Origin of the sequence: Ewingella americana ATCC 33852 (genome assembly GCF_000735345.1) — a bacterium.
Classification (GTDB): Bacteria; Pseudomonadota; Gammaproteobacteria; order Enterobacterales; family Enterobacteriaceae; genus Ewingella; species Ewingella americana.
Map to the genome: position 1 here is coordinate 1 of NZ_JMPJ01000047.1, position 23,112 is coordinate 23,112.

Genomic DNA, 23,112 nt, shown 5'->3' on the forward strand with positions numbered 1-23,112 from the left:
GCCGCATCGAGCACAAGTCAAACCACTCCTCATCCCAACCTTCTCCTCTGAGAGGAGAAGGCGCTAAAACCCTAAATCATTCACTATCCAACCTTACCCCGGTCTTAGCATCAAACAGATGAATATTTGCGCTATTGGCTTCGAGCCAGACGGGTTTATCGGTGCTTACTGCGGCGCGGCCGGCGCATTGGACGTGCATCGGGAAGCCGCTCCAGGTGACGTGCAGCAGGCTGCTTTCTCCGGTGACTTCTAACAAGCGCAGCTCCGCCGGGGTTTGCAGGCTGCTTTCGACGATTTTTACATCATGCGGGCGCAGGCCGACGGTAACAGGCTGACCTTCTGCGTGGCGGGCTTGGGACCACCATTTCTCGGGGAGAGGGAACCACAGCTGGCCGCAGGCGACGCCAGGCGTGCCGCTCATATTCATAAAAGAGCCGGACAGCAGATTCATTGGCGGAGAGCCGATAAACCGCGCCACAAAGGTGTTAGCGGGCTGATCGTAAATCGACAGCGGCGAGCCTTGCTGCACGATATAACCGTCTTTCATTACCACGATATTGTCGGCCAAGGTCATGGCTTCCACCTGATCGTGCGTCACATACACCGTGGTAGTGCGGAACTGCTGATGCACCGATTTGATTTCGGCGCGCAGCTCCATACGCAGTTGGGCGTCGAGGTTAGATAACGGCTCGTCGAACAGAAACACCTTCGGATTACGCACCAGTGCGCGGCCCATGGCGACGCGCTGACGCTGGCCGCCGGAGAGATCTTTCGGCAGGCGCTGCAACAGATGATCAATCCCCAGCACCTTGGCGGCCTGTGCCACTTTGGCCTGCTGCTCGGCCTTCGGCACCTTCTTCACCTGCATGTGAAACGCCATATTCTCGGCCACGGTCAGGTGCGGATAGAGCGCGTAAGACTGAAACACCATGGCGATATCGCGGTCGGCAGGGTCGAAATTGTTGATCTTCACCTTATCCAGCAAAATATCGCCGTCGGAGAGCGACTCAAGACCCGCCAACAGACGTAAAAGAGTGGATTTACCACAGCCGGACGGGCCGACCAGTACAGTGAAGCTGCCATCTTTGATGGTCAGGTCCAGCGGCTTTAACACCTGCTGCTTGCCATAGTTTTTGGCAACTTTTACTAATTCAACCAATGCCATCGATTATTTCTCCACCGAAATTTTTTCTGCCGAAAGTGAAAGCAAAACCTGCCAATCTGGATACTGACGCGGGTTGCTGCTGATGGCGCTTCCCGCCACGCGCACGCCCCATTGCAGTGCCTGCTGCGGCTCTTGACCATAAACCAGCGCCGACAAGAAACCGGCGTTGAAGCTGTCGCCAGCGCCGATGGTGTCAACCACCTGCACCGGATCCGCCGCCTGATATAGCTGCCCGCGAGCAGACCACAGCCGCGCGCCGTCTGGGCCACATTTGGCGACCACAAATGCGTTTTCCGCCATCTGCGACAGCAGGTAGACTGCGGCGTCATCTAAGGTGTCGCGGGCCGACATGCCCAGCGTTTCGACTTCGTTGAGCAGCAGCGCATCGCAATAGCCCAACCATGGCGTGATTTGCTGGCGCAGGGCGTCGCTCCAGTCCTGCGGCGGCCAGCCGCTATCTACCACCACATGATAACCGCGCTGTTTGAGGGCCGACAGCAGTTGCGGATACTGCTCGAACAGCCGGGTGCAGAGGAAGGTGCCGCACAGCAAAACCCAGTCCCCGGGCTGCGCCTGAGAAGGCAGTTGCAGCAGCACGTCGTCGAGATTCAGCCGGACAATGTGCCCCTGATTGCTGAAAAAGGTGCGTTCGTGGTCGGGGTGAGTCACGCCAAAAGTCAGCGAGGTTTCACACTCCACGGTCGGCCAGTGCGGCGCGCTCTGCGGGAACAGGCTCGCCAGCCAGTCGGTAAACTGGTCATTGCCCTGATTGGCAACCAGACGGTGCGGTGTTCCCAGCGCCGCCAGCGCTAAGGCACAATTTCCTGCCGAGCCGCCGGGGCGAATCGAGCTGGTTTCCAGCATGGTTTCAGTGCCTTTTTGCGGCCACTGGTGCAGGGTGCTCATGATCAAATCAACGTTCAGATTGCCCACCACGTACAGGGTGGACAGGGTTTCTGGCTTATTCATGTTGTCGAAGTTTCCCATCATGCTGACATTCATCCTTTGCTGCCGCCGCTGGTTAAGCCGCTAACCAGCGTTTTTTGCAGCCACAAGGCAATAAACAGAGGCGGAATAGCCGCCAAAATACCCACGGCGGCGATCAGGCCGTCGTCGGTGGCGCGCCCGGCGGTGAAACCGGCAATGGTCACGGGAAGGGTTTGGGCATCAATGTTGTTGGTAAACAGCAACGCGTAGAAGAACTCATCCCACGCCAGCAGCCAGCCGAACATCGCCGACGCACCCAGCGCGGGCTTAGCCAGAGGTAGTGTGATGCGCAGCAGTACTTGCCAATAGCGCAAACCGTCGAGGCGCGAAGCCTGTTCGATGTCCACCGGCAGGGCGTCAAACTGGTTTTTCAGCATCCACGTCAGGAAGGGCAAAATCATCGAGCAGTAGACCAGCACCAGCCCCAAATGGGTGTTGAGCAGGGTCAATTTTTGCAAAATGAAGTACAGCGGCAGCACGAACGCCACCGGCGGCACCATGTAAATCGCCAAACTGCCGAACAGCCAGCCGTTGCGCCCCGGATAGCGCGAGAAGCTGTAGGCCGCAGGGATCGCCAGCAGCAGTGAGATAATGGTCGCGCCACAGGCGACCAGCAGACTGTTGCCGAGCGCGTGCAGGAACAGCGCCCCCGGCTGCCCGGCTTGCAGGGTGAGCAGGCTGGCGTAGCGGCTGAAGTCCCAGTGGCGCGGCAGCCATTCCAGCGGAATGCGGGTTAAATCTTCCGCCGAACTGACGCTCATCAAGAACATCCACAGCAACGGAGCCAGAATCGACACGGCCAGCAGCAGGGCGAAGGTGTATCGCAGAACCAGACGAATTTTCGATTTCATTCCACGCTCCCTGAACGGCGCTGGCGCAATAACATCAGCATGTAAATCAAGATTAAAATCCCACAAATCAGGGTCATTAGAATGGCGTAAGCCGCGCCGCTGCCGGCTCTTAGGTAGCTAAACGACTCTTGATAAACAAAGAAGCTCACCGTTTTGGTGCTGTCGAGCGGGCCGCCACGGGTCATCACATAGATGATGTCGAACACTTTGAAGGCGTCGATGGTGCGCAGAACCAGCGCCACCGCCAGCGGAGCCGCAATCGCCGGGAAGGTGATTTTACAAAAACGTCGCCAAGGAGAAGCGCCGTCCAAACGCGCCGCTTCGAACAAATCTTCGGGAATGGTTTGCAACGCCGCCAGCGTCAGCAGGGTGATCAGCGGGTAGTTCTTCCAGATATCGGCGAACATCACCGCGTTCAGGGCTGAAGTGGTATCGCCCAGCCAGCTGCGATAGCTATCCAGCACGCCGAGTTGGGTCAGCAGGGCGTTGATACTGCCGTAATCCGGGTTGAAGTTGAGCCGCCACATGGTGGCGTTAACGATGGTCGGCAGCGCCCAAGGCAGGATAACCAGCACCCGCAGGGCACTGCGCCCCCAGAACTGTTGATTGAGCAGCAGGGCAACCAGCACGCCGATAATGCCTTCGAACAGCACCGACACCAGCGTGAAATAGAGGGTACGCCACAGCGCGGCGCGGAAATCTGGGTCGGTCAGGGCATAGATAAAGTTGTCGCTGCCCACCCAATTAGGCGCGGTGCCGTCACCAATCAGCCCGGCGTCGGTAAAACTCAGCCAAAGCGTGCGGGCCAGCGGCCATGCGGTGAGCAGGAACATCATCAGCAGCATTGGCGCCAGCAGCAGCCAAGCCTGACGTCGCTCTCGTTGCGGTAAAGTAAGCATGTTCTAAGTTCCGTGGTGTTGATTTGCCCCGCATATCGCTATGTGGGGCATTGAGTTTCGCTAATAAAGTGGAACTTAACGCAGACGGTCTGCGGCTTCGGTCGCCGTGGTCATGCCATCTTTGGCGCTCACTTTGCCTTGCAGCACGCCTTGCAGGTTCTGCTGCAAGATGTTGGACAGGCGAGAGTAATCAGGAGTTACCGGGCGAGAAAGCATCACGTTAAGTGAGGTCTTCGCGGCGGCGATCAGCGCTTCCTGATCCTTCTGCACGGCCGGGTCATCATAAGAAGATTTCCAGATTGGCAGGCTCAGCTTGGCGTATTTGTCCTGTACCGGCTGGGAGGTCATATAGGTAATGTACTGCCATGCCTGATCCGGATGCGTACTGGCCTTGGCGATGCCCAAGCCCATGGAACCGTTAACGCCAGACGCCTGACCCGCCACCGTACCCGGCGCCGGAATAACCCCAACCTGGCCCGCCACTTTGCTCTGTTTCGGGTCATTCGCCATGTTGTACATATAGGTCCAGTTCAGCGCGAAGGCCGCGTCACCGTTGGAGAAGGACTTACGCACGTCTTCTTCCAGATACTCGCGGGAGTTCGGGTTTGTCAGCCCTTTATCCAGCGTCTCTTTCATGAAGTCGACGGCTTTCAGCGCGCCAGAATTGTTGAAGTTCAGCTTACCGTCCTTATAAAAAACCCCTTTAAACGCAGAAACCAGCGTGGTGTAGTCACACAGCAAGGCTTCGGACTGTGACCAGCTCCACACCAGTGGGAACTTGACGATGCCTTTCTCTTTCAGGATCTCAGACTGCTTCTCAACTTCAGCCCAAGTGGTTGGCGGGGTGGTGATCCCGGCCTTCGCCAGCATGGCTTTGTTGTAATAAAGGTATTTAGTGTCGAGGATCCACGGCATGCCCCAGCGTTTGTCTTTGTAGGTCACGGTAGAGATAGCGCCGTCGAAGATTTTGCTGCTTTCGTCAGCGCTGATACGTGAAGTCACATCTTGCAGCAGGCCGTATTTGTTGAATTCGGCAGGCCAGATGGCATCGAACAGCACCACGTCATAGCCATTGGCCCCGGCACCGCGCGCGGCGACGATTTTGTCATGCAGGGCTTCGTAAGGGACGAATTCGAGATTGACCTTGATATCAGGATGCTGCTTGGTGAAGTCGGCGGTCATGGCGCGAATGTCAGCTTCGCTATAGGCCGCCTGAGTCATAAACAGGGCGCTGAGCTGGGTTTCAGCCAGCGCATTCGCGGAATAACTGAACGCCAGAGCGGATAGGGCGCAAAGTGTTGCGGCAGGGGTTAATCGCATATCTTCATCTCCAATAACTCGGTAATGGGTGGGTGGATAATTAAATCAATTTGATTGCTTTAATGGGCGAAAAAAAAGTCCCGCCCCTTGCCCCCGTAGGGGCAGCATCCATGCCGAATTTCCATCGCTGCTACACGTGGTTTTAAAGATGACCGTGAAGATAATGCCGTATTTGAATTATCATCACGCAAAATTATAATAAAAACTTAACATGCTCATAACACTGAAAGCTGTGATAGCGGCGTCATTCTCAACACTTAGATCGGCGCAGGGTGATTAATAAAATCAATTTGATTGCTCAATTATCTATCAGCATACTGGTTTCAGGCTTTCCCTTGGTGCATAGGTAGTTATGACAACTTCTGGTACTAACCTCGAGCATGCTCGTGCTCACAATCGTCGGGTGGTTATCGAGGCGATACGCCTGAATGGTGAACTCACCCGCGCTGAAATTGCTCGCATGACGGCCTTAACGCCGCAAACCGTCTCCAACATTGCCACCGAGCTTGAACAAGCGGGCGTGCTTTCGTCCCATCTGCCGCGTAAAGCGGGAGGAAGAGGGCAACCGGCCACGCCTCTGACCCTCAATCCAGACAGCGCCTACTCCATCGGCATCCATCTCGACCATCAGTCATTGTTGATCGTGCTGGTAGATCTCACCGGCAGCGTGCGTTTTCGCCACTGGCTGGCGGTGCAAAAACCGCAGCCGGAAACGACGCTGGCCCTGATAGAGCAGATACTGCAAGAAATGCGCCAACAGGTGAAAATCGATTGGAGAAAAATGCTGGGGATTGGCATCGTGATGCCTGGACCTTTTGGCGTCGAAGGCATCTCTTCCGAAGGCCCAACCACCTTGCACGGCTGGGATAACGTCGACGTCGAAGAGCGACTGCGCAGCAGCACCGGCTGGCCCGTCACGCTGGAAAACGATGCCACAGTTGCAGCCATCGGCGAGCGTTTTCACGGCGTCGCCAAGCAACTCACCTCCTTCATTTATCTCTATATAGGCACCGGGCTGGGAGCTGGCATCTTTATGGACGGGCGAATTTACACCGGTCATGCACACAATGCGGGCGAGGTGGGTCACATGGTGGTGCAACCCGGCGGCCGAGAGTGCTACTGCGGCAACAAAGGCTGTCTGGAGCGCTACCTCTCCCTACAAGCCGCCTATGAAGCCTGCGGGCTGGATCCGATGTCCGCCAAGCCCGAAGATCTGCTCGAGGTGGATGACGACGCCTTCGACCGCTGGCTTGATACCACCGTCGAGCCTGCCTGTCAGGCCATCAACATCATGGAATGCGTGTTCGACGCCGAATGCGTGATCATCGGCGGCATGGTGCCACAGCCTTTACTCGAAAAGCTGATGAAACGCCTGACGCCGCTCTACAGCTCAGTAAGAAGCCGCTATCCGCGCGGCATGCGGCTAAGAATGGGGATGTCCGGTACTGACACCGCCGCGTTGGGTGCGGCAGCTTTGCCGATATTTGATGAGTTTAATCCGCAATATGAGGTGTTGTTGAAGTAGAGCGACTTCTGGGCGCTTTCTTTTCAATTTCATCTTAAGGTCAAGGTCGTGCGCTGCCGCCACACCGGCCTTAAGGTCAAAACCTTGCGTTGCCACGCAAACTGGCCCAAAGGGTTTTAAACGAAACCCTTTGGAATCCTGCGTTTTTTTGCTGCTGGAAGATCGAGGCTTCGCAGGGTCGGAATGGACATGTTTCAGCGACCAAGGTGATCGCCGCGAAGTGCCGCAGCTTAGGCGGTTCCCGAATTTCAGGTTTCGAGCCTTTGGTCTCGAACCATTCATTCGGCGTCACTTCTGAATGCGACTTACTGGCATTTCAACCGTGCCGTTTCAGTAGTTTTGCTGTTCTGCGCCTCCCCCTGATAAGGGGGAGGCTGGGAAGGGTATTGCAGCAAAATCAGTGGGTTAGCCCAATCTCGGAGTGGGTTTACTCCTTCTCCTCTCAGAGGAGAAGGCAGGGATGAGGAGTGGTTTAAAACTCGCCAAATATACCAAACCCCATATCAAACCTTCCCTCGCCAAGTCGCAGGCGTCACGCCTTCCCATATTTTGAAGGCGCGGAAGAAGGAGCTTTGATCCTCGTAGCCGAGCAGTAGGGCGACTTCGGTGAGGTCTAGTGCGGGATCGGCGAGGAGTTGATGGGCGCGGGCGCGGCGCACGGCGGAGAGCAGGTTCTGGAAGCTGGTGCCTTCTTCGGTGAGGCGGCGCTGTAAGGTGCGTTCGCTAACGCCCAGCTCTTGCGCCACGGCGGGAATGTCCGGGCGTCCGGCGCTGAGTTGGCGCTCTAACAGCCAGCTCACCGTGTCGCGAAACGCCGGCTGATGGTGATACTCGGCCAGCTGTTTATCGAGGGCGGGAGTGAGCATCTCCAGCAGTTCGGCGTTGTAAGTGAGGAAAGGGCGATCCAGATCGCTGAGATGAAAATAGAGGCGGTTGTGCGTCGCGCCTGTGCGCACCCGGCAGCCGAAATAGGCTTCGTGGGCGCGGACGTCCAGCTTTGACTCGACCAGTTCGACGCGGCTCGGCTTGATATTATGCCCCGTGCCGCGTCGCCCAATCTCCAACAGAGTCGCCATGCTGGCGTCGACCAGCACCAAAGGCTCGGTTTGTTCGGCGAATAGCCATGAAAACTCCACCCGGCACAGGCCGCCTTCCTCTTGGAGTTCTAAATGTTCGGGAACGCACAGCCTTTTATAGCGCGCCATGCGTTGCAGCGCGTCGCGAAAATCACGGGCGTGATAGGCATCGATCAGGCTAGGAGGAAGCTTCTCGGCAGGAAGAAAAGCAGGCAGTTTAATGCCAATAGCGCTGTCGCCGGTGACATCAAACATCGCCTGCCAGAGCGCAAAATATTGGCGCGTATTGATTGGCCCCTGATGGGTGAACACGGCCAGTGGCAACTGAGCCTGGCGGAGTAACTCTGCCGCGCTCACCCCCATGTTCTGTAGCCCAAGCCACAAGCCAGAAGGGACTTTGATACGGTCGGCAAACTTCTCTGTCATCGGATTAACTCAGTCTGGTGTTACAGGGCTTGCAGGCCGCCGTCGATGGACAGCACGTGACCCGTTACGAAAGAAGACTCGTCGGAGAGCAACCAGGCAATGCCGTTGGCAATTTCGACCGGCTCGCCGATGCGTTTCACAGGGTGCATGCCTGCCACCACGGCTTCGTCAAACTGGCCCATGGCGAACAGGCCCTCCAGCAGCTCGGTGCGCACACCGCCCGGCGCCACGGCGTTGATGCGGATATTCTGCGCGGCGCACTCCAGCGCGGCTGATTTGGTCATGCCTACTACGCCAAACTTGGTGGCGGCATAAGGGCCAAACAGCGGCGAACCTTTGATACCGGCAATTGAGCTGATGTTGACGATAGAACCGCCGCCCTGTTGCTGCATCTGACGAATAACATGCTTCATGATGTAATAAGTTCCCATCAGGTTGATGTCAATCATCGTCTTGAAAATTTCGCTATCGGAGTCGGCCAATAGCTTGGTTTCCAGCGATACCGCCGCGCAGTTTGCCATCCAGTCGAGGCGACCGTGCTGGGCGGCAACGCCTTCAATCAGGCTGCGGACTTTATCTTCATCGCTGACGTCGCAACGAACAAAGTTCGCCTGTCCGCCAGCGGCGCGGATCTCGGCGACAACCTGCGCGCCTTCGGCTTCGCGGCGGCCGCTGATGGTCACGATAGCGCCTTTGGCGGCGAGAAGTTTGGCTGTAGCTTTACCGATACCTGAAGTGCCGCCGGTTACCAGAGCAATAGGGTGAGTCATGGGTTGTACTCCTGTCGAGGGTGGATGATGTCCAGTCACGCTGAACCAACTGTCGTCAGGTTATAGACATCCCCAGCCCCGGTAATTAGTACAATGCGCCACGCGATTGGCAGATCACGCCAACTTGCGATTCTGCAATTTTACGGCGATCAGCATCAGCGTGACGCCTATCAGCACGGCAATCGACGCCATCGCCATGCCGTCGCCGACCGAACCTTGCTCGAACTGCCGCCAGACAAACACCGACACCGTCTGCACTCCGGCGGGGGCCAGCAGCAGCGAAGTGACCAGTTCGCGAGAAGCCACGGCGAACACCATCATCATGGCGGCCAGCAGGCTCGGGCGCACCAGCGGCAGCAGAATTCGCCACAACGCCTGACCCGCGCTGGCTCCGTGAACCCGCGCCGCGGCGTCGAGGTTGCCGCCAATCTGTTTCATCGCGGCACTGGCGTAGCGCACCGGGTAAGGCAGCAGCAGGCAACAGTAAGCCAGCAGCAAAATCGCCCAGCTGTTGTAGGGCGTGACCGGCCAGAAGGTGCGGTTCCACGCCAGAATCAGCCCGACGCCTACTACAATGCCCGGCAGCGCGGCGGGGAGCAGCGATAAGCCGTCAATCGCCGCCGAGCCACGCGTCTTGCGCACCACGACCAGCCACGACGCCAGCAGACCGACGGCCCCGGTGATCAGCGCGGTACCCAAGGCCAGACCCAAGCTGGTGCCGAGCGCGCCCAGCGCATCACCGTCGATTTCAAACAGCGCCGCGTAGTGGCGAAGCGAGAGGTTTTGCCATGAAATCCCGCCGGACAGGGTGTTGGAAAACGCCGTCAGCGCCATGGAGCACAGCGGCATCACCACAGTGACCAAGCCAACCAGTGAGAACAGGGCTAACACCGGCCATTTCGCCGCGCCCAAGGGTTTCGCCACCACGTCCGCCGGTTTGCCCGTCAGGGTTTCCACATTGCGCCCGGCCAGCACCGCGCGCTGCACACAGTAGGCACAGAGCGCCAGCGACACCAAGACCAGAGAGAGCACGGCGGCGCCGGGCATATCCACCGGCCAGTCGGCCAGCTTCTGCTCAATGCCGGTAGTCAGCAGATTTACGCCGCTGCGCGCGCCCAACGCGCCGGGCACGCCATACTCTTCAATCGTCAGGGTGAAAGCCAGCAGCAGGCTGGAGGCCATGGCGGGTAGGGCCAAAGGCAGGGTGACGCGGAAAAATGCCCGCCACGGCCCCGCGCCGTGAATACGCGCGACGTCTGCCAGTCGGCTGCCGCTGGCGGCCATGCTGCGCGACACCGCGAAGTAGACCACCGGGAAGATGTTGAGCGTCATTACCGCAATAATTCCTGGCATCGAGAACAGAAACGCATTGAGTCGCACGGCCAGCAGTTGCTCCAGATAGCCGTTGGTTTGCAACGCCAGCATCCACGACAGGGCGGCGATATAAGGCGGCACCATGAAGGGGATCAAAAACACTAAGTCCCACAACGCCGCGCCGGGCAAGGCGAACAAGCCGCGCAGTGCGCCGAGCGGAATACCAATTATCGCGCTGCACAGCGCCACGCCAAGCCCGACTTTCAGCGTGCTACTGACCATTTCCCTCAGTTGAGCGTCACAAAAAAGTCGGCCAAAAGGGGCGAAGGCATCGCTAAACGCGCCGCCGTCGAGATGCGGGAAAATTGCTTGTAATACGACAAAACTAACCGGCAGTCCCACCAGAAGCAGCAGCGCAGCGCCGGTGAGCGCGGGTAACAAAAAAGTCTTATTCATCAGAAGGGCATCTGTTGGTGTAAACGGAGAAGATAAACGTCAGGGCCGGTGATTCGGCCCTGAACATGGATGACTTAGCGTTGACCAAACAGAGCGGCAAATCGGTCGAGAACCTCTTTGCGCGATGCCGAAGCCTGCGCAGCTTCCGGCAGCAGTTTCAGCGATTTAAACAGCGGGCGCTTGGCGTCGATATCGCTGCGCGCTGGCATCAACCAAGCTTCGGCAACCAGCTTCTGGCCTTCTTCCGACAGGGCGTAATCGATAAAGGCTTTGGCCTCTTTTTGCTCTTTGCTCGACTTGAGGATCATCATCGGGCGTGGCGCGATCACCGTGCCGGTCGACGGGAAAATCACTTTTATTGCTTCACCGTCCTGCACGCTGCTGTAAGAAACATAATCCACCGCGCCGAACACCGCGGCTTTCGCCCCTTGCAGCACCGGCGTCAGGGCCTGTGCGTTAGGGCCGGCAATCACCATGCCGTTGGCTTTGAGCTGGTCAAAGAGCTTCCACGCCTGCTCGTGCTGGGCATTTTGTAACCCGATCAGCAAATCCAGCGAAGCCCCGGAGAGTGCCGGGTCTGGCGTGGTGACTTTATCTTTAAATTCAGGCTTGGCGAGGTCAGCCCAATCTTTTGGCTCCGGCGTGCCGCTTTTGCTGTTCCAGACAATCCCCAGCGCCGAAATCCCCTGAGCCACGTAATAAGGCGTTTTGAACTGTGCCGGAACCTGCGCCGCGTTCGGGCTTTGATAAGGCAGCAGCCAGTTGCGTTTTTGCAGATCTTCGGCGGTATCCCACGAGGCGGAAATCAGAATGTCCGCGCGCGGATTGGCTTGTTCAGCGTCAAGGCGCGCCATCACTTTGCCGGTGGTGGCTTGAAAAACGTCGACTTTGACGCCAGTCTGCTTTTCATAACCTGCGGCCAATTTTTTAGCCAGAGAGCCGGGGCCTGCGGTGTAGAGCGTTAGGGCATTTGCGCTGCCCACCATTGCGAGAGAAAGAGTCATTGCAGTGATTAAACCTGTTTTCGATATAAAAGGAGTGCGTTTCATCATCAGTTATCCATCAGAGGTTAAAGAGCAAAAGGAACAACACGGGAAGGTTCAATATGGTCAATTCGCGCGATCTGGCCGTGCTCCATGCGAGCCACGCAGTGCGCCAAGGCTTGGGCTTCTTGCGGGTCATGGGTGACGTAAACCGCCGTGGTACCTAGCTGGCGCAGGAGCACTGCCATCTCTTCACACAGGGTTTCGCGCAGGTGGCGGTCGAGGTTGGAGAGGGGTTCGTCGAACAGCAAGATTTGCGGCTCAGCGACAATCGCCCGCGCCAAGGCCACACGCTGCTGCTGCCCGCCCGAGAGCTCGGCAGGGCGGCGTTCGGCAAAATCCGCTAAGCCTACGCGCTCGAGCGTCGCCATCACGCGCTGCTTTTGCTCCGCTCCGCGCACACCGCGCATCTGCAAAGGAAAGGCGACGTTTTGCGACACGCTCATGTGCGGCCAGAGCGCGTAATCCTGAAACGCCATGCCCAGCGAGCGTTTCTCCGGCGGCAAACTGAATCGACCGGCAGCCACGCGAGTGGCACCAAAATGGATCTCACCCGACGACGGATGCAGCAGCCCGGCTAACAGTTTCAGCAGCGTACTTTTCCCGCAGCCAGAAGGGCCGAGCAGGGCGATGATGGTACCTTTCGGCACCTCGAGATTGACGTTATTGAGTACCCGATTTGCCCCAAACTGGTGACAAACCTGATGAACAGCGATTGCGGGCAAGGAAGACGCGCACGGGCGCGATCCCAGAGCCGCAAGGTCTGGAGTGGTCATGGGAACTATCCTCTTTGGGATTTAATGTATCGCTGGAGCTTAAAGGGGATTGATGAAGGATTTATGACTGTTGGGGGAAACAGTCGGAGTCGCTTTTAAATTCAAATTCAAAACCGTGCGCTGCCGCCACACCGGCCTCAAGGGGCGCCTATCGCCGCGCCCCTCAAGACTCCCCGGCTCTTCACTGCGCGCTTCGCTGGTGAGGCGGACGTGTTTCAGTTACTTCCGTTATCCACCGCAAAATGTCGCCGCTTAGGCGGTGCCCGAATTTCAGGCTTCGAGCCTTTGGTCTCGAACCATTCATTCGGCGCCATTTTTGACTGCGGTTTTGAGGCATTTCGACCGTGCCGTTTCATTGGGATGGGGTATTGCAGAAAACTCAGCGGGTTAGTTCAGTCTTGGTGGGTTTGCTCCTTCTCCTCTCAGAGGAGAAGGCTGGGATGAGGAGTGGTTTAAAATCATGCTCAATCTGGCAAACCTCACCCCAGACCTCTCCTTAAAAAGGAGAGGGAGTAAACCCAAAACACTGAAACGGCACGATGTAAATGCCAGTAGGTCGCATTCAGAAGTGACGCCGAGCAAGAGGTGGAAAACCGCGTGGCTTTTTACGCGGGTTGGAATCCCGCAGCGAGGGAACCGCCTAAGCGGCGGCACTTCGCGACGATCACTGTGGCTGCTGAAACATGTCCATTCCAACCCTGCGAAGCCTCGATCTCCCAGCAGCAAAAAAACGCAGGATTCCAAAGGGTTTCGTTTAAAACCCTTTGGGCCAGTTTGCGTGGCAACGCAAGGTTTTGACCTTGAGGCCGGCGTGGCGGCAGCGCAAGGTTTTGACCTTAAAGCAGCTCAAAGGGCTGCCCTCCCTTTACTTAGGATAGGGAACCCAACTCCCCCCATTCAACCGAATGTAAAAGTCCCCTTGGTACTCCATGACCACGGCGTTCTCGTTTTCTGACACCATTGGCGTCTCTGGCAAGTTGCCGCTGAGGGTTGGCCAGTCGACGGTTGGGGTGGTGAACAGTTTCCCGTCGACGGCGCGGGAGACCAGTTCGGACAGGGCCAGATAGCTGCTTGGCTGATCGATTTTCAGCGGCGTGGCGGGGTGCGAAGACTCCATGCCGAAGAACTTCACGCCGACCGGGATGTGCGTGATGCTCGGGCTTGGGATGTCACGCAGGCCGGAGATCTGCATCTTATCTCCTGCTAACGCTGCGCCGTGCTCGGGCACCACCACCAGCATCACTTTGCGGCCAGACTTCTCGAGTTGATCCATAAAAGCATTCAACTGGGTGAATAACGTCTCGGCGCGAGTGCGGTAATCCGCCGGTTTATTGGTACCGACGAAACGGTTGCCGTCGTGCAGCGGCACTAAGTTGAAGAAGGTCGCGGTGCGATCGCTGCCCGCTTTCTGCTGATTTTCCAGCCAGCGGGTGAACAGTTGGCCGTCATTATAAATCGGCGAACCGTCGAACGAGGTCAGGTTATGGCCCAGCCCGGCTTGTGACATCAGAGGAGCCTGCAACCCGGCATCTTTGCGTAAGTCTTTAATGTAATTACCAAACTCACCGGTGTGATCCATTGCCAACTGGGATCCAAAACCAAGGCGAGCGAGATCGTCAAACAGGTAACATTTCTGGCCTGAGGTTTGATACAAATCGTGGTGCGAGGTCTGTCCACAGCTGGCGCGCAGCAGGCGAATTGAGGCCGGGCCGCTGTAGGAGGTGGCGGAGTTGAAATTGCTGAACACCATGTCGAAGCGCGACCAGAGCGGAGAATTCGCCAGATTGGCGGCATCCAGATCTGACCACGCCAGCGAACAGATGTTGATCACCAACAGATCGAACGGCTGGGCGTCGGCGGGCAGAGCTTCAGGGAACTGCGTCTGACGAGTGCGCTCGCGCTGATAGAACTGCTCTAAATAGGCATTCAGATTTTCATTAGTCGGCGGGCCGCTGACGGTATTCGGCAAGGATTCACCGGGGCTGGGCTGGGCGACTGGCTGGCTGACCGGCGCTGACGTACTAGCCACGGTTTTCGCCGCCGGGGAGGACCAGCCCGGCAGCACCAGCAGGCTGACATTGAGCCACACCAGCACCGCCACGGTCAGCGTAGTGATGCGGATCCACTGCGCCACAAACAGATAAGCCACCAGCAGCACGAAGGCCACGCCGACCCACTGCCAGTTAATAAAGCGGTCTGCCAACTCGAGCAGGTAGTCGAGACTAAATCCGCTGACATCGCCGCCCTGACTGATGATAGTGCGCCAGCCCGGCAGCCAAGTGTCGTGGTAGAACAGCCCTAAACCAAACGGCAGGGCCAGCCAGTGACGCCAGCGATGCAGGCGCAGAGAAGGCAGGGGGAACAGCAGGCAGGCGGCGAAAATCAGGTTGCCCACCGCGTCGAAATTGAGATAACCCTGCCATAACAGAATGAATTTCAGCAGGAAATAGTAATTCCACGCCCCAAGTCCACGCCATGATTGCCACAGGGGAAGGCGCGTTGCAGTTGTTTTGTTGTTATTCATGATGGTGTATTCGATGAGTCCTGCGCGGGATCAGAAGAAGCCGCGAACCCTTGCTGGGCGCGGCTGACATCCTTGGCGGTAATGCGTTTAAGGTAGCGAGGGGACAAAAAGCGCGCCTCGAAGCTCAGTTTCCAATGCTCCAAACGGCGGCCAATGTACATTCCACAGGGGATCAAAATAATCGCTGCCAGAATGAATATTTCGATGATGTCGCTGATATTCATAGTTATTGCTGATCCTTAGAATGCACAGGCGTCGCGCTCAGCGCCAAAACGATGGGCTGAGGGCGGGTGGGTTCAGGCGCGTGGGCGGCGTCTGGCTGCGGCACGGTCATTTGCTCCGGCTCGGCGATAGGGGCCGGCAGGGCAGGCTTGGCGGCCAACCGGCGAATTTCTGACTGAATATCATTGGCTTGATGCCAAACCGTGCGGCTGGCGAATACTTCATCCACCGGCAAGCTGAACAGCGAACGCAGCACTTGCTCTACATCGCTGGCCTGACAATTGGAGAGGAACAGCAGCAGATGGCGCTCGGTCAGGGTCAACACATCGCCGTCGCGGCGCAAATGACACAGCGACATTGATTGCGCCGGATTGATGCCGGTCACCGGGCGCAGGGAGATAAGCACGCCCGGCGCGTCAGTCTGCTGCTCGGCGTGGCTCCAGATAGACTGCATCACTGTGCAGAAGGCAGGCAGCGGCAAATAACCTTTGTGATGGGTCGGCAGGCGGCCTTGCAACAACTGCTCGATATCGTCCGACACCTGACGGGTGAAGCTCAGAGGCTGGATATCCTCCAGCAGGGTGAGGAAGCTGGAGAGGCGCGCCGCCTGTGGCACCACCAAATTGGCCCCGCAGGCTTGCAATAAGCGCTGATCGGCATAGCGCAGAGCAGCGCCCAGTTCGCGCACCACGATCTTCAGCCCGCTACCGCGCTGGGTGCGCAATAGATGAATTTGCCTGGCAAGGGTTTCCACCTGTTCATTGCTATTAAGGGCGAAAATCAGCGTGGCCGAGCGGGCGCGCATGCCACTTTCAGCCAGTGCGGCGTTGTCATCAAACAGTTGCCAGTTACCTGAAAGCGGCGGCGCGCCTTCCAGCACGCCGCGCTCGGCCAAAAAGGCCCACTGGTCGTCACCGAGCGCCACGGGCCCGTTGTCCGTTGTAACTTTAGGCATTACCGACCAGCCAAACGCGCGCTTTTGTAGGGCATAGGTGGTATTGGCCTCAGCGGCCAATGGATTATGCCACCAGGAAATAACCCACTGTGCAGGTTCAATATCACTGCGCAAATGGCAAAGACCATATAATTCCCGATGGTAAGTATTGAGCTTTAATTTAAGGTTCTGCTCGGATTTTCCATGGGCGATAATAAGTACGGCACTCTGTTTTGATTTCGCCAGAGCATTGATTTCACGCAGCCAATGAGCAAACTCTTGCTGGCTAAACCCCTGCCAAGCACTGTTGGGAAACAATAAAACAACCAGTTTATTGCCTTTAGCCACAGCGCGGTTAAGGTCGCGGGGCAGAGATTTAAACGCTTTTTTATCCGTCGACAGCGCAAATTGTTTGACTGAAGGGTCTGCGGAAATAATACGTGACGTCAGAACGTGCTCGGCAGGAAGTGGGCGTTGCTTGTTACCCGTAATGAGATTTTCTTGAGGATAAACAATCGTCGTTATTATTTTCATCTCTTGTGCATCAAGCACCTGGCCCGCCAACTCGTAAGCTGCGTGTTGGCTGTCAGCATTGACCCAGTAAAGCCCGCAGGACTGCATTTCAGCCAATTCATTCCAGAATTGCTTGCTGCCAAAAGAAAGGGAAAGAGCCATTATCTGTATAGCCTAAATAAGTTTGCCGGAATAAGTCAGCCTGACTTGCTGGCATAAGATGTGGTTTCATTTTAATTGAAAGTATGCTTTGGACACAATTGGAAATATGATTATAATAACCGAAATTTATTAGTATGAATATTTCTGGCATTGCCACCCACCATATCCAGTAAAGAACATCCTAACGCCACGACTTAATTTTAGTCGCAGGTGTTATTTTTATATCTCTGGAAATGAGAGGGAAGCGGAGTGGAAAAAGAGATGCGACCTGAAAGCCTGTCAGTAAACGGCGAAAAAGATAATGAAAACGATGATTTTCTAGTGTTAAGTCGCCTTTTTTCCTTACCTGAATTAAATTATATCGATATAGCCCGTAAAGAAAAAATTCCGCAGGTATTAACGCGCTGGCCTTTGCTGGCCGAATTATCCCAGTCTGCGCAAAATAACTCCGACCAACCATCAACACCAAACCAAGGGTAGACTCATGCCTGTTATTGCCCTTCAGGGGATCCGTGGTGGTTGCGGCGTCACCTCAGTGACCGCGGCACTGGCTTGGGCGCTGGCTCAGTCCGGCGAGAAGGTGTTAGCCATCGACTTTTCTCCCGCCAATCTCTTACGTTTGCACTTCAATATGTCTTATGACTCAGCCCGTGGCTGGGCCACGGCGGTGCGTGCGGGAGAGGGCTGGGAGCAGGGCGCGATGCGCTATAACGCCCAGCTTGATTTCTTGCCTTTCGGCCAACTGCCTGCCATTGAGCAGGCGCAGGTTTACTGTGACTGGCAAGATAACCTGACAAAAATCGCTAATACCGGCATCTATGATTGGGTGCTGCTCGACACGCCTGTTGACCAACCTGCATTAGCGGCGCAGGCGCTCTCTATTGCCGACCACACCTTTACTTTGTTGCATGCCGACAGCCAGTCGCACGTTCGCCTGCATCAACAGGCTGTGCCTACAGATAGCCATTATCTGGTGAATCAGTTCATGCCCGCCAGCCAGTTACAGCAAGACATTCTGCTGCTGTGGCAACAGAGCCTGCCGCGCCTGCTGCCGGTGATTTTGCATCGCGACGAAGCCATGGCGGAGTCTCTGGCGGCTAAGCGCCCGGTAGGCGAGATGGCGCCACAAAGCAAAAGCTGCCAAGAGATCCACGCACTCGCCAGCTGGTGCCAAATCCACCTGCGCGCGGGGCAGAAGTAATGAGTCGTCTGCTTCGCGCCTTGCTGGTGCCTCCGGTCGCCAGCGCCTTACAACAGCGCTATCGTCATTATCGCCAGCAGGGCGCGTCAGTCGTTGCTAGCCTGCTGATGGTGACCTGCGTGGCGCTGGGCTGGCTCTTGCTGCGCTTTGAGTCTCCGGCGTGGCAGCGCGTGCGCCAACGCCGCGCCCAGTGGTTCCCGCATATTTCAGCCCAGCGCCCGCGCCCGGCGGACCCAATCCGCTACCTGCTTCAAACCTGCTGGCTGCTGCTGTTTATCCCCGCTGGCGGCCTGCGCGGGCGAGTCAAAGTCAGCGACTGGCCGCAGCGTCTGCGCGCCAGAGTGCATAACTGGCTCGGCGCGGTCCCCGCGCGCATCACTCACAGCCCCTTGTCAGACAAGGTGATGCATCCAATACGCGGCCTGAGCAAGTTGGCAAGGCGCGTGTTGATTGTCTTGGGTTCAGTGGTCGCCGCCGTGCTGGTGATGTTCTGCATCTCGCAGCCCTTTGGCTATCTGGCGCAGTTCGTGTTTGTGGTGCTGCTGTGGAGCCTCGCCATGCTGGTGCGCCGCATTCCCGGGCGCTTCCCAACGCTGATGCTGATCGTCCTCTCGCTGACCATCTCCTGCCGCTATCTGTGGTGGCGCTACACCTCGACCCTCAACTGGGATGACCCGGTGAGCCTGATTTGCGGCCTGCTGCTGTTGGCGGCGGAAACCTACTCATGGGTGGTGCTGGTGCTGGGCTACTTCCAGACCATTTGGCCGCTGAACCGTAAGCCGGTGCCGATGCCTGCTGACATCGCCGTTTGGCCACAGGTTGACCTGCTGATCCCGACCTATAACGAACCGCTTAGCGTGGTGAAACCGGCGATGTACGCCGCGCTGGGGCTGGATTGGCCGAAAGAGAAACTGACCATTTGGCTGCTCGATGACGGCAATCGCCCTGAGTTTGCCGACTTCGCCAAGGAAATTGGGGTGCAGTACATTGCGCGCCCAACCCACGAACACGCCAAGGCGGGCAACATCAATAATGCCTTGAAGCAGTGTAAAGGGGAGTTGGTGGCGATTTTTGACTGCGACCACGTGCCAACGCGCTCCTTCTTGCAGCTCACCGTCGGCTGGTTCTTCAAAGACAGCAAGCTCGGCATGTTACAGACCCCGCATCACTTCTTCTCGCCGGATCCGTTCGAACGCAATCTGGGCCGGGTGCGCCGCACGCCAAACGAGGGCGAGCTGTTTTATGGTTTAGTGCAGGACGGCAACGACCTGTGGGATGCCAGCTTCTTCTGCGGCTCTTGCGCCGTACTGCGCCGCAGCGTGCTGGATGAAATCGGTGGTATTGCGGTAGAAACTGTCACCGAAGACGCCCACACCTCACTGCGCATGCACCGCCACGGCCACACCTCGGCTTATATTCGTATTCCACAGGCCGCCGGTCTGGCGACGGAAAGCCTGTCGGCCCACGTTAACCAGCGTATTCGCTGGGCGCGCGGCATGGTGCAGATTTTCCGGCTCGACAACCCGCTGTGGGGCAAAGGGTTGAAGCTGGCGCAGCGCCTTTGCTATGCCAATGCCATGTTGCACTTCTTGGCGGGTATTCCGCGGCTTATCTTCCTGACGGCGCCTTTGGCCTTCCTGCTGCTCAATGCCTACATCATCTATGCTCCGGCGCTGGCTATCGCGCTGTACGTGCTGCCGCACATGGTTCACGCCAGTCTGGCGACCTCGCGGGTGCAGGGTAAATATCGCCACTCCTTCTGGAGTGAAATCTACGAAACCGTGCTGGCGTGGTATATCGCCCGGCCAACCACGGTGGCGCTGTTTAACCCGCACGCCGGGAGCTTTAACGTCACGGCGAAAGGGGGGATGCACGACAAGTCTTATGTCGACTGGAAAATCACCCGGCCTTATCAGTTCCTGATGCTGCTCAATCTGCTGGGCTTCGGCGTGGGCATCTGGCGTCTGTTCCACACTCAGTCCGACGAGTTTTATACCGTGCTGATAAGCCTGGCGTGGGTGACCTACAACATGATCATTCTCGGCGGCGCTATCGCCGTGGCCTTTGAAGCCAAGCAGGTCCGGCAGGCGCATCGCGTGGAAGTCTCCATGCCCGCCGCGCTGGCTCGTGAAGATGGTCATATCTATGTCGCCACATTGCAGGACTTCTCAGACAGTGGTGCAGGGATCGCCACCGCCAGCGCCGCGCACTTCAGTAAAGGTGACAATGTCACATTACTGCTTCAACGTGGCCAGCAAGAATATGCGTTCCCGTGCCGCGTAAGCCGGGTGTTTGGTGAAAACATTGGCGTGCAGCTGCTGCCGATGACCACCGCGCAGCACGTCGATTATATCCAATGTACTTTTGCCCGCGCCGACAGCTGGGTAGTTCGTGGCGACAGCTTCCCAGAAGATAAGCCGCTGGAAAGCCTGCGAGAAGTGCTGGGGCTGGGCATCCGTGGCTATCTGCGCATGCTGGATATTGCCCCTTATCGCTTCCGCCCGCTGGTCGCTCGCAGCAACACCTTTGGCCGCTGGGCTATCTCTTTCCTGCCGCGCAATCCGTCGCTCTCCGCGCAGGCTGATGATTCAACCTTAACGATGACAAAAAAATGAAACTACTTCCTTTACTCACTTTGATGACTGCCGCATGGGGTATGACAACTCCGGCGCTGCATGCCGAAACCGCGCCGTTGAACCCGCCGCAGGCCACCGCCATCCCGCTGGTTGCTCCGGCGGCCGTGCCGATGATCATCCCCGGCGCGCCGGTACGTGAGGTAAACCTGCCGTTTCAGGCTATCGTGCCAGAGCCGGGGGCCATGACCCTGCGCGGCTTCAAGCCTTCTGGCGTGATTGAGTTTGGGGTGCGCAGTGACGAAGTGGTGACCCAGTCCACCTTGAATCTGCAATACACGCCGTCGCCGTCGCTGATCCCGGTGCAGTCGCACCTGAAGGTGTTTCTCAATGACCAACTGATGGGCGTGCAAACCATCGAGAAAGACCAGCTCGGCAAGCCGAATCAGCTGAAAATGGCCATCGACCCGCGCTACATTACCGACTTCAACCGTATCCGGCTGGAGTTTGTCGGCCACTATCAGAATGTCTGTGAAAACCCGGCCAACAGCACGCTGTGGCTCGAAGTGGGCAAGGGCAGTTCGCTGTCGCTGACCGTGCAAAAGCTGCCGCTGAGTAACGATTTGGCGCATTTCCCGGTGCCGTTCTTTGACGCTCGCGATAGTCGTCCGCTGACGCTGCCGATGGTGTTCTCCGCCGCGCCGGACGCCGGTGAGCAGCAGGCCGCGGCGATTCTAGCCTCGTGGTTTGGGGTAAAAGCCCAGTGGCGCGGCCAGACCTTCCCGGTGCTTTATAACCAATTGCCGGACAGCCACGCCGTGGTGTTCGCCACCAATGACCATCGCCCGGACTTCCTGCGCGACCTGCCGCCGGTGAAAGGGCCGAGCGTGCAGATGGTCAGCCAGCCGAACAACCCTTATGTCAAAATGCTGCTGGTATTAGGCCGTGACGATAAAGACCTGATCACCGCCGCCAAGGGCATCGCGCAGGGTAACCTGCTGTTCCGTGGGTCGAATGTCAGCGTGGATAATGTCGAACAGCTCAACCCGCGCCAGCCTTACGACGCGCCAAACTGGGTGCGCACCGACCGCCCAATGAACTTTGGCGAGCTGAAGCAGTACGCCGAACAGTTACAGGGTAACGGCATTGAGCCAAACCCAATCACCTTGAATATGAACCTGCCGCCGGACCTGTTCCTGATTAACAGCCACGGCATTGATATGCGACTGAAGTACCGTTACACCTCGCCGCAGGTGAAGAATACCTCGCGTCTGAGCATCAGCCTGAACAATCAGTTCCTGCAAGATTTCGCACTGGTGCCGGGCAGCGAGCAGGGCTCGCAATTGCTGCGCCTGACCATGTTGCAAGGGCTGCTGGACGACCACAAAGACCTGATGATCCCGGCGTTGAAGCTGGGTGCCGTGAACCAGCTGCGTTTTGATTTCGACTACAGCTCACTGCTGGCGGGCACCGCCGAAGGGCGCTGTGAGACTTACACCACGGTGCAAAACCACGTGGTGATTGATGATAGCTCGACTATCGACTTCTCCGGCTACCGCCACTTTATGGCGATGCCGGACCTGCGCGCCTTTACCAACGCCGGATTCCCCTTCAGCCGTCTGGCGGACCTGTCGCAAACGCTGGTGCTGGTGAAAGCTCAGCCACAGCCGGTGCAGCTCACCACCATGCTGAACCAGTTGGGCAATATTGGCTCACTGACCGGCTACCCGGCAACCGGCGTCTCGGTCAGCAATGACTGGTCGCAGGCCAAAAATGCCGATGCAGATATCCTGATGATTGGCGCGATGCCGGATGATTTGCGCGACGGAACCGTGCGTGATGATAAGAAGGCGAACCTGCTGCTTGACGCCACTCGCGCCGCCGTCAATACGCCAAACCGTCAAGTTGCCTTGCCGGAGAACACCGCGCCCGTCAGCGATGCCACGCCGGATGCCGATGTGCAGGTTAGCGCCCAAGGGCCGATTTCCGCCATTGTCGGCCTGCAATCGCCTTACCACGACCAGCGCAGCATCGTCGCGCTACTGGCTGACAGCCCGCAAGGCTTCGAGATGCTCAATCTCGCACTGCAAGACAGCAAGCAGAAGGCGCTGGTGTATGGCTCGGTGGCGATTTTCCGCGATTCTGGGGTTAACAGCCTGAAAGTCGGCGATGTGTACTATGTCGGCCACCTGCCTTGGTGGGAACGCGTGTGGAATCAGTTAGCGACGCACCCGGTGCTGCTGGCCTTTATGGCAGTGGTGGCAGTGGTGTTAATCGCCATCCTGCTGTGGAATGGGCTACGCGCGCTGAGCCGTCGCCGTTTATCTTCCGACGATCAGGACTAATCCCGTGAGGCAGATTTCTTTAAGAGCCCC

18 protein-coding genes are annotated in these 23,112 nt (G+C 57.4%); 5 read left to right on the top strand and 13 right to left on the bottom strand.

The window, feature by feature from the left end; translation table 11 throughout:
* Window positions 1-76: 76 nt before the first annotated feature.
* The 5 genes from GEAM_RS08255 to GEAM_RS08275 all read right to left on the bottom strand — a co-directional run bounded on the left by GEAM_RS08255 (window position 77) and on the right by GEAM_RS08275 (window position 5,222).
* On the bottom strand, window positions 77-1,165 hold the full coding sequence (locus GEAM_RS08255; RefSeq protein ID WP_034790434.1) for an ABC transporter ATP-binding protein: 1,089 nt from the start codon (window positions 1,163-1,165) through the stop codon (window positions 77-79).
* A 3-nt stretch (window positions 1,166-1,168) separates the two neighbouring features.
* Window positions 1,169-2,134 carry a carbohydrate kinase family protein gene (locus GEAM_RS08260; protein WP_034790542.1) on the bottom strand — a complete coding sequence of 322 codons (966 nt, stop codon included), beginning with the start codon at window positions 2,132-2,134 and terminating at the stop codon, window positions 1,169-1,171.
* A gap of 29 nt (window positions 2,135-2,163) precedes the next feature.
* Window positions 2,164-3,003 (bottom strand): carbohydrate ABC transporter permease, encoded by an 840-nt coding sequence (locus GEAM_RS08265; RefSeq protein ID WP_034790435.1) that lies wholly within the window; start codon window positions 3,001-3,003, stop codon window positions 2,164-2,166.
* Window positions 3,000-3,902: a carbohydrate ABC transporter permease gene (locus GEAM_RS08270; RefSeq protein WP_034790438.1), complete on the bottom strand. Its 903-nt coding sequence runs from the start codon at window positions 3,900-3,902 to the stop codon at window positions 3,000-3,002. The genes GEAM_RS08265 and GEAM_RS08270 overlap by 4 nt, the downstream gene beginning before the upstream one ends.
* A 75-nt stretch (window positions 3,903-3,977) precedes the next feature.
* Entirely contained in the window at window positions 3,978-5,222 is a 1,245-nt protein-coding gene (locus GEAM_RS08275) for an extracellular solute-binding protein (RefSeq protein WP_034790441.1), read from the bottom strand.
* Between the two features lie 352 nt (window positions 5,223-5,574).
* Here GEAM_RS08275 and GEAM_RS08280 point away from each other — a divergent pair, with 352 nt between their 5' ends.
* Window positions 5,575-6,747 carry an ROK family transcriptional regulator gene (locus GEAM_RS08280; protein ID WP_034790443.1) on the top strand — a complete coding sequence of 391 codons (1,173 nt, stop codon included), beginning with the start codon at window positions 5,575-5,577 and terminating at the stop codon, window positions 6,745-6,747.
* Between the two features lie 503 nt (window positions 6,748-7,250).
* Here the strand turns inward: GEAM_RS08280 and GEAM_RS08285 are convergent.
* The 8 genes from GEAM_RS08285 to bcsE form a co-directional block, all read right to left on the bottom strand.
* Window positions 7,251-8,249: an AraC family transcriptional regulator gene (locus GEAM_RS08285; protein ID WP_034790445.1), complete on the bottom strand. Its 999-nt coding sequence runs from the start codon at window positions 8,247-8,249 to the stop codon at window positions 7,251-7,253.
* Between the two features lie 20 nt (window positions 8,250-8,269).
* Window positions 8,270-9,019 carry an SDR family NAD(P)-dependent oxidoreductase gene (locus GEAM_RS08290; protein WP_034790451.1) on the bottom strand — a complete coding sequence of 250 codons (750 nt, stop codon included), beginning with the start codon at window positions 9,017-9,019 and terminating at the stop codon, window positions 8,270-8,272.
* 114 nt (window positions 9,020-9,133) lie between these two features.
* Window positions 9,134-10,789 carry an ABC transporter permease gene (locus GEAM_RS08295; RefSeq protein ID WP_034790453.1) on the bottom strand — a complete coding sequence of 552 codons (1,656 nt, stop codon included), beginning with the start codon at window positions 10,787-10,789 and terminating at the stop codon, window positions 9,134-9,136.
* Between the two features lie 74 nt (window positions 10,790-10,863).
* Window positions 10,864-11,838, bottom strand: a complete 975-nt coding sequence (locus GEAM_RS08300; RefSeq protein ID WP_034790545.1) for an ABC transporter substrate-binding protein — start codon at window positions 11,836-11,838, stop codon at window positions 10,864-10,866.
* Between the two features lie 20 nt (window positions 11,839-11,858).
* On the bottom strand, window positions 11,859-12,608 hold the full coding sequence (locus GEAM_RS08305) for an ABC transporter ATP-binding protein (protein WP_034790455.1): 750 nt from the start codon (window positions 12,606-12,608) through the stop codon (window positions 11,859-11,861).
* Between the two features lie 865 nt (window positions 12,609-13,473).
* Window positions 13,474-15,132 carry a cellulose biosynthesis protein BcsG gene (gene bcsG, locus GEAM_RS08310; RefSeq protein ID WP_034790457.1) on the bottom strand — a complete coding sequence of 553 codons (1,659 nt, stop codon included), beginning with the start codon at window positions 15,130-15,132 and terminating at the stop codon, window positions 13,474-13,476.
* The gene (bcsF, locus tag GEAM_RS08315; RefSeq protein WP_034790459.1) at window positions 15,129-15,356 is read right to left on the bottom strand and encodes a cellulose biosynthesis protein BcsF; all 228 of its coding nucleotides are present in this window, start codon (window positions 15,354-15,356) and stop codon (window positions 15,129-15,131) included. The genes bcsG and bcsF overlap by 4 nt, the downstream gene beginning before the upstream one ends.
* Window positions 15,357-15,358: 2 nt before the next feature.
* Window positions 15,359-16,963: a cellulose biosynthesis protein BcsE gene (gene bcsE, locus GEAM_RS08320; protein ID WP_034790461.1), complete on the bottom strand. Its 1,605-nt coding sequence runs from the start codon at window positions 16,961-16,963 to the stop codon at window positions 15,359-15,361.
* Between the two features lie 261 nt (window positions 16,964-17,224).
* Between bcsE and bcsR the strand changes: the two genes are divergently transcribed.
* The 4 genes from bcsR to bcsB are packed head-to-tail and all read left to right on the top strand — an operon-like array spanning window position 17,225 to window position 23,082.
* A complete protein-coding gene (gene bcsR / locus GEAM_RS08325; protein ID WP_051899454.1) occupies window positions 17,225-17,443 on the top strand; it encodes a cellulose biosynthesis protein BcsR in 219 nt (72 codons plus the stop codon).
* A 4-nt stretch (window positions 17,444-17,447) separates the two neighbouring features.
* Window positions 17,448-18,164 carry a cellulose biosynthesis protein BcsQ gene (gene bcsQ, locus GEAM_RS08330; protein WP_034790464.1) on the top strand — a complete coding sequence of 239 codons (717 nt, stop codon included), beginning with the start codon at window positions 17,448-17,450 and terminating at the stop codon, window positions 18,162-18,164.
* Window positions 18,164-20,779, top strand: coding sequence for a UDP-forming cellulose synthase catalytic subunit (bcsA, locus tag GEAM_RS08335; RefSeq protein WP_034790467.1), 2,616 nt, complete (start codon window positions 18,164-18,166; stop codon window positions 20,777-20,779). The genes bcsQ and bcsA overlap by 1 nt, the downstream gene beginning before the upstream one ends.
* Window positions 20,776-23,082: a cellulose biosynthesis cyclic di-GMP-binding regulatory protein BcsB gene (gene bcsB, locus GEAM_RS08340; RefSeq protein ID WP_034790468.1), complete on the top strand. Its 2,307-nt coding sequence runs from the start codon at window positions 20,776-20,778 to the stop codon at window positions 23,080-23,082. The genes bcsA and bcsB overlap by 4 nt, the downstream gene beginning before the upstream one ends.
* The last annotated feature ends 30 nt before the right edge of the window (window positions 23,083-23,112 follow it).

Coding starts and splice junctions, on each gene's coding strand:
- GEAM_RS08255 (WP_034790434.1), bottom strand. CDS start 1,165: ATGGCATTGGTTGAATTAGTAAAAGTTGCCAAAAACTATGGCAAGCAG.
- GEAM_RS08260 (WP_034790542.1), bottom strand. CDS start 2,134: ATGAATAAGCCAGAAACCCTGTCCACCCTGTACGTGGTGGGCAATCTG.
- GEAM_RS08265 (WP_034790435.1), bottom strand. CDS start 3,003: ATGAAATCGAAAATTCGTCTGGTTCTGCGATACACCTTCGCCCTGCTG.
- GEAM_RS08270 (WP_034790438.1), bottom strand. CDS start 3,902: ATGCTTACTTTACCGCAACGAGAGCGACGTCAGGCTTGGCTGCTGCTG.
- GEAM_RS08275 (WP_034790441.1), bottom strand. CDS start 5,222: ATGCGATTAACCCCTGCCGCAACACTTTGCGCCCTATCCGCTCTGGCG.
- GEAM_RS08280 (WP_034790443.1), top strand. CDS start 5,575: ATGACAACTTCTGGTACTAACCTCGAGCATGCTCGTGCTCACAATCGT.
- GEAM_RS08285 (WP_034790445.1), bottom strand. CDS start 8,249: ATGACAGAGAAGTTTGCCGACCGTATCAAAGTCCCTTCTGGCTTGTGG.
- GEAM_RS08290 (WP_034790451.1), bottom strand. CDS start 9,019: ATGACTCACCCTATTGCTCTGGTAACCGGCGGCACTTCAGGTATCGGT.
- GEAM_RS08295 (WP_034790453.1), bottom strand. CDS start 10,789: ATGAATAAGACTTTTTTGTTACCCGCGCTCACCGGCGCTGCGCTGCTG.
- GEAM_RS08300 (WP_034790545.1), bottom strand. CDS start 11,838: ATGAAACGCACTCCTTTTATATCGAAAACAGGTTTAATCACTGCAATG.
- GEAM_RS08305 (WP_034790455.1), bottom strand. CDS start 12,608: ATGACCACTCCAGACCTTGCGGCTCTGGGATCGCGCCCGTGCGCGTCT.
- bcsG (WP_034790457.1), bottom strand. CDS start 15,132: ATGAATAACAACAAAACAACTGCAACGCGCCTTCCCCTGTGGCAATCA.
- bcsF (WP_034790459.1), bottom strand. CDS start 15,356: ATGAATATCAGCGACATCATCGAAATATTCATTCTGGCAGCGATTATT.
- bcsE (WP_034790461.1), bottom strand. CDS start 16,963: ATGGCTCTTTCCCTTTCTTTTGGCAGCAAGCAATTCTGGAATGAATTG.
- bcsR (WP_051899454.1), top strand. CDS start 17,225: ATGCGACCTGAAAGCCTGTCAGTAAACGGCGAAAAAGATAATGAAAAC.
- bcsQ (WP_034790464.1), top strand. CDS start 17,448: ATGCCTGTTATTGCCCTTCAGGGGATCCGTGGTGGTTGCGGCGTCACC.
- bcsA (WP_034790467.1), top strand. CDS start 18,164: ATGAGTCGTCTGCTTCGCGCCTTGCTGGTGCCTCCGGTCGCCAGCGCC.
- bcsB (WP_034790468.1), top strand. CDS start 20,776: ATGAAACTACTTCCTTTACTCACTTTGATGACTGCCGCATGGGGTATG.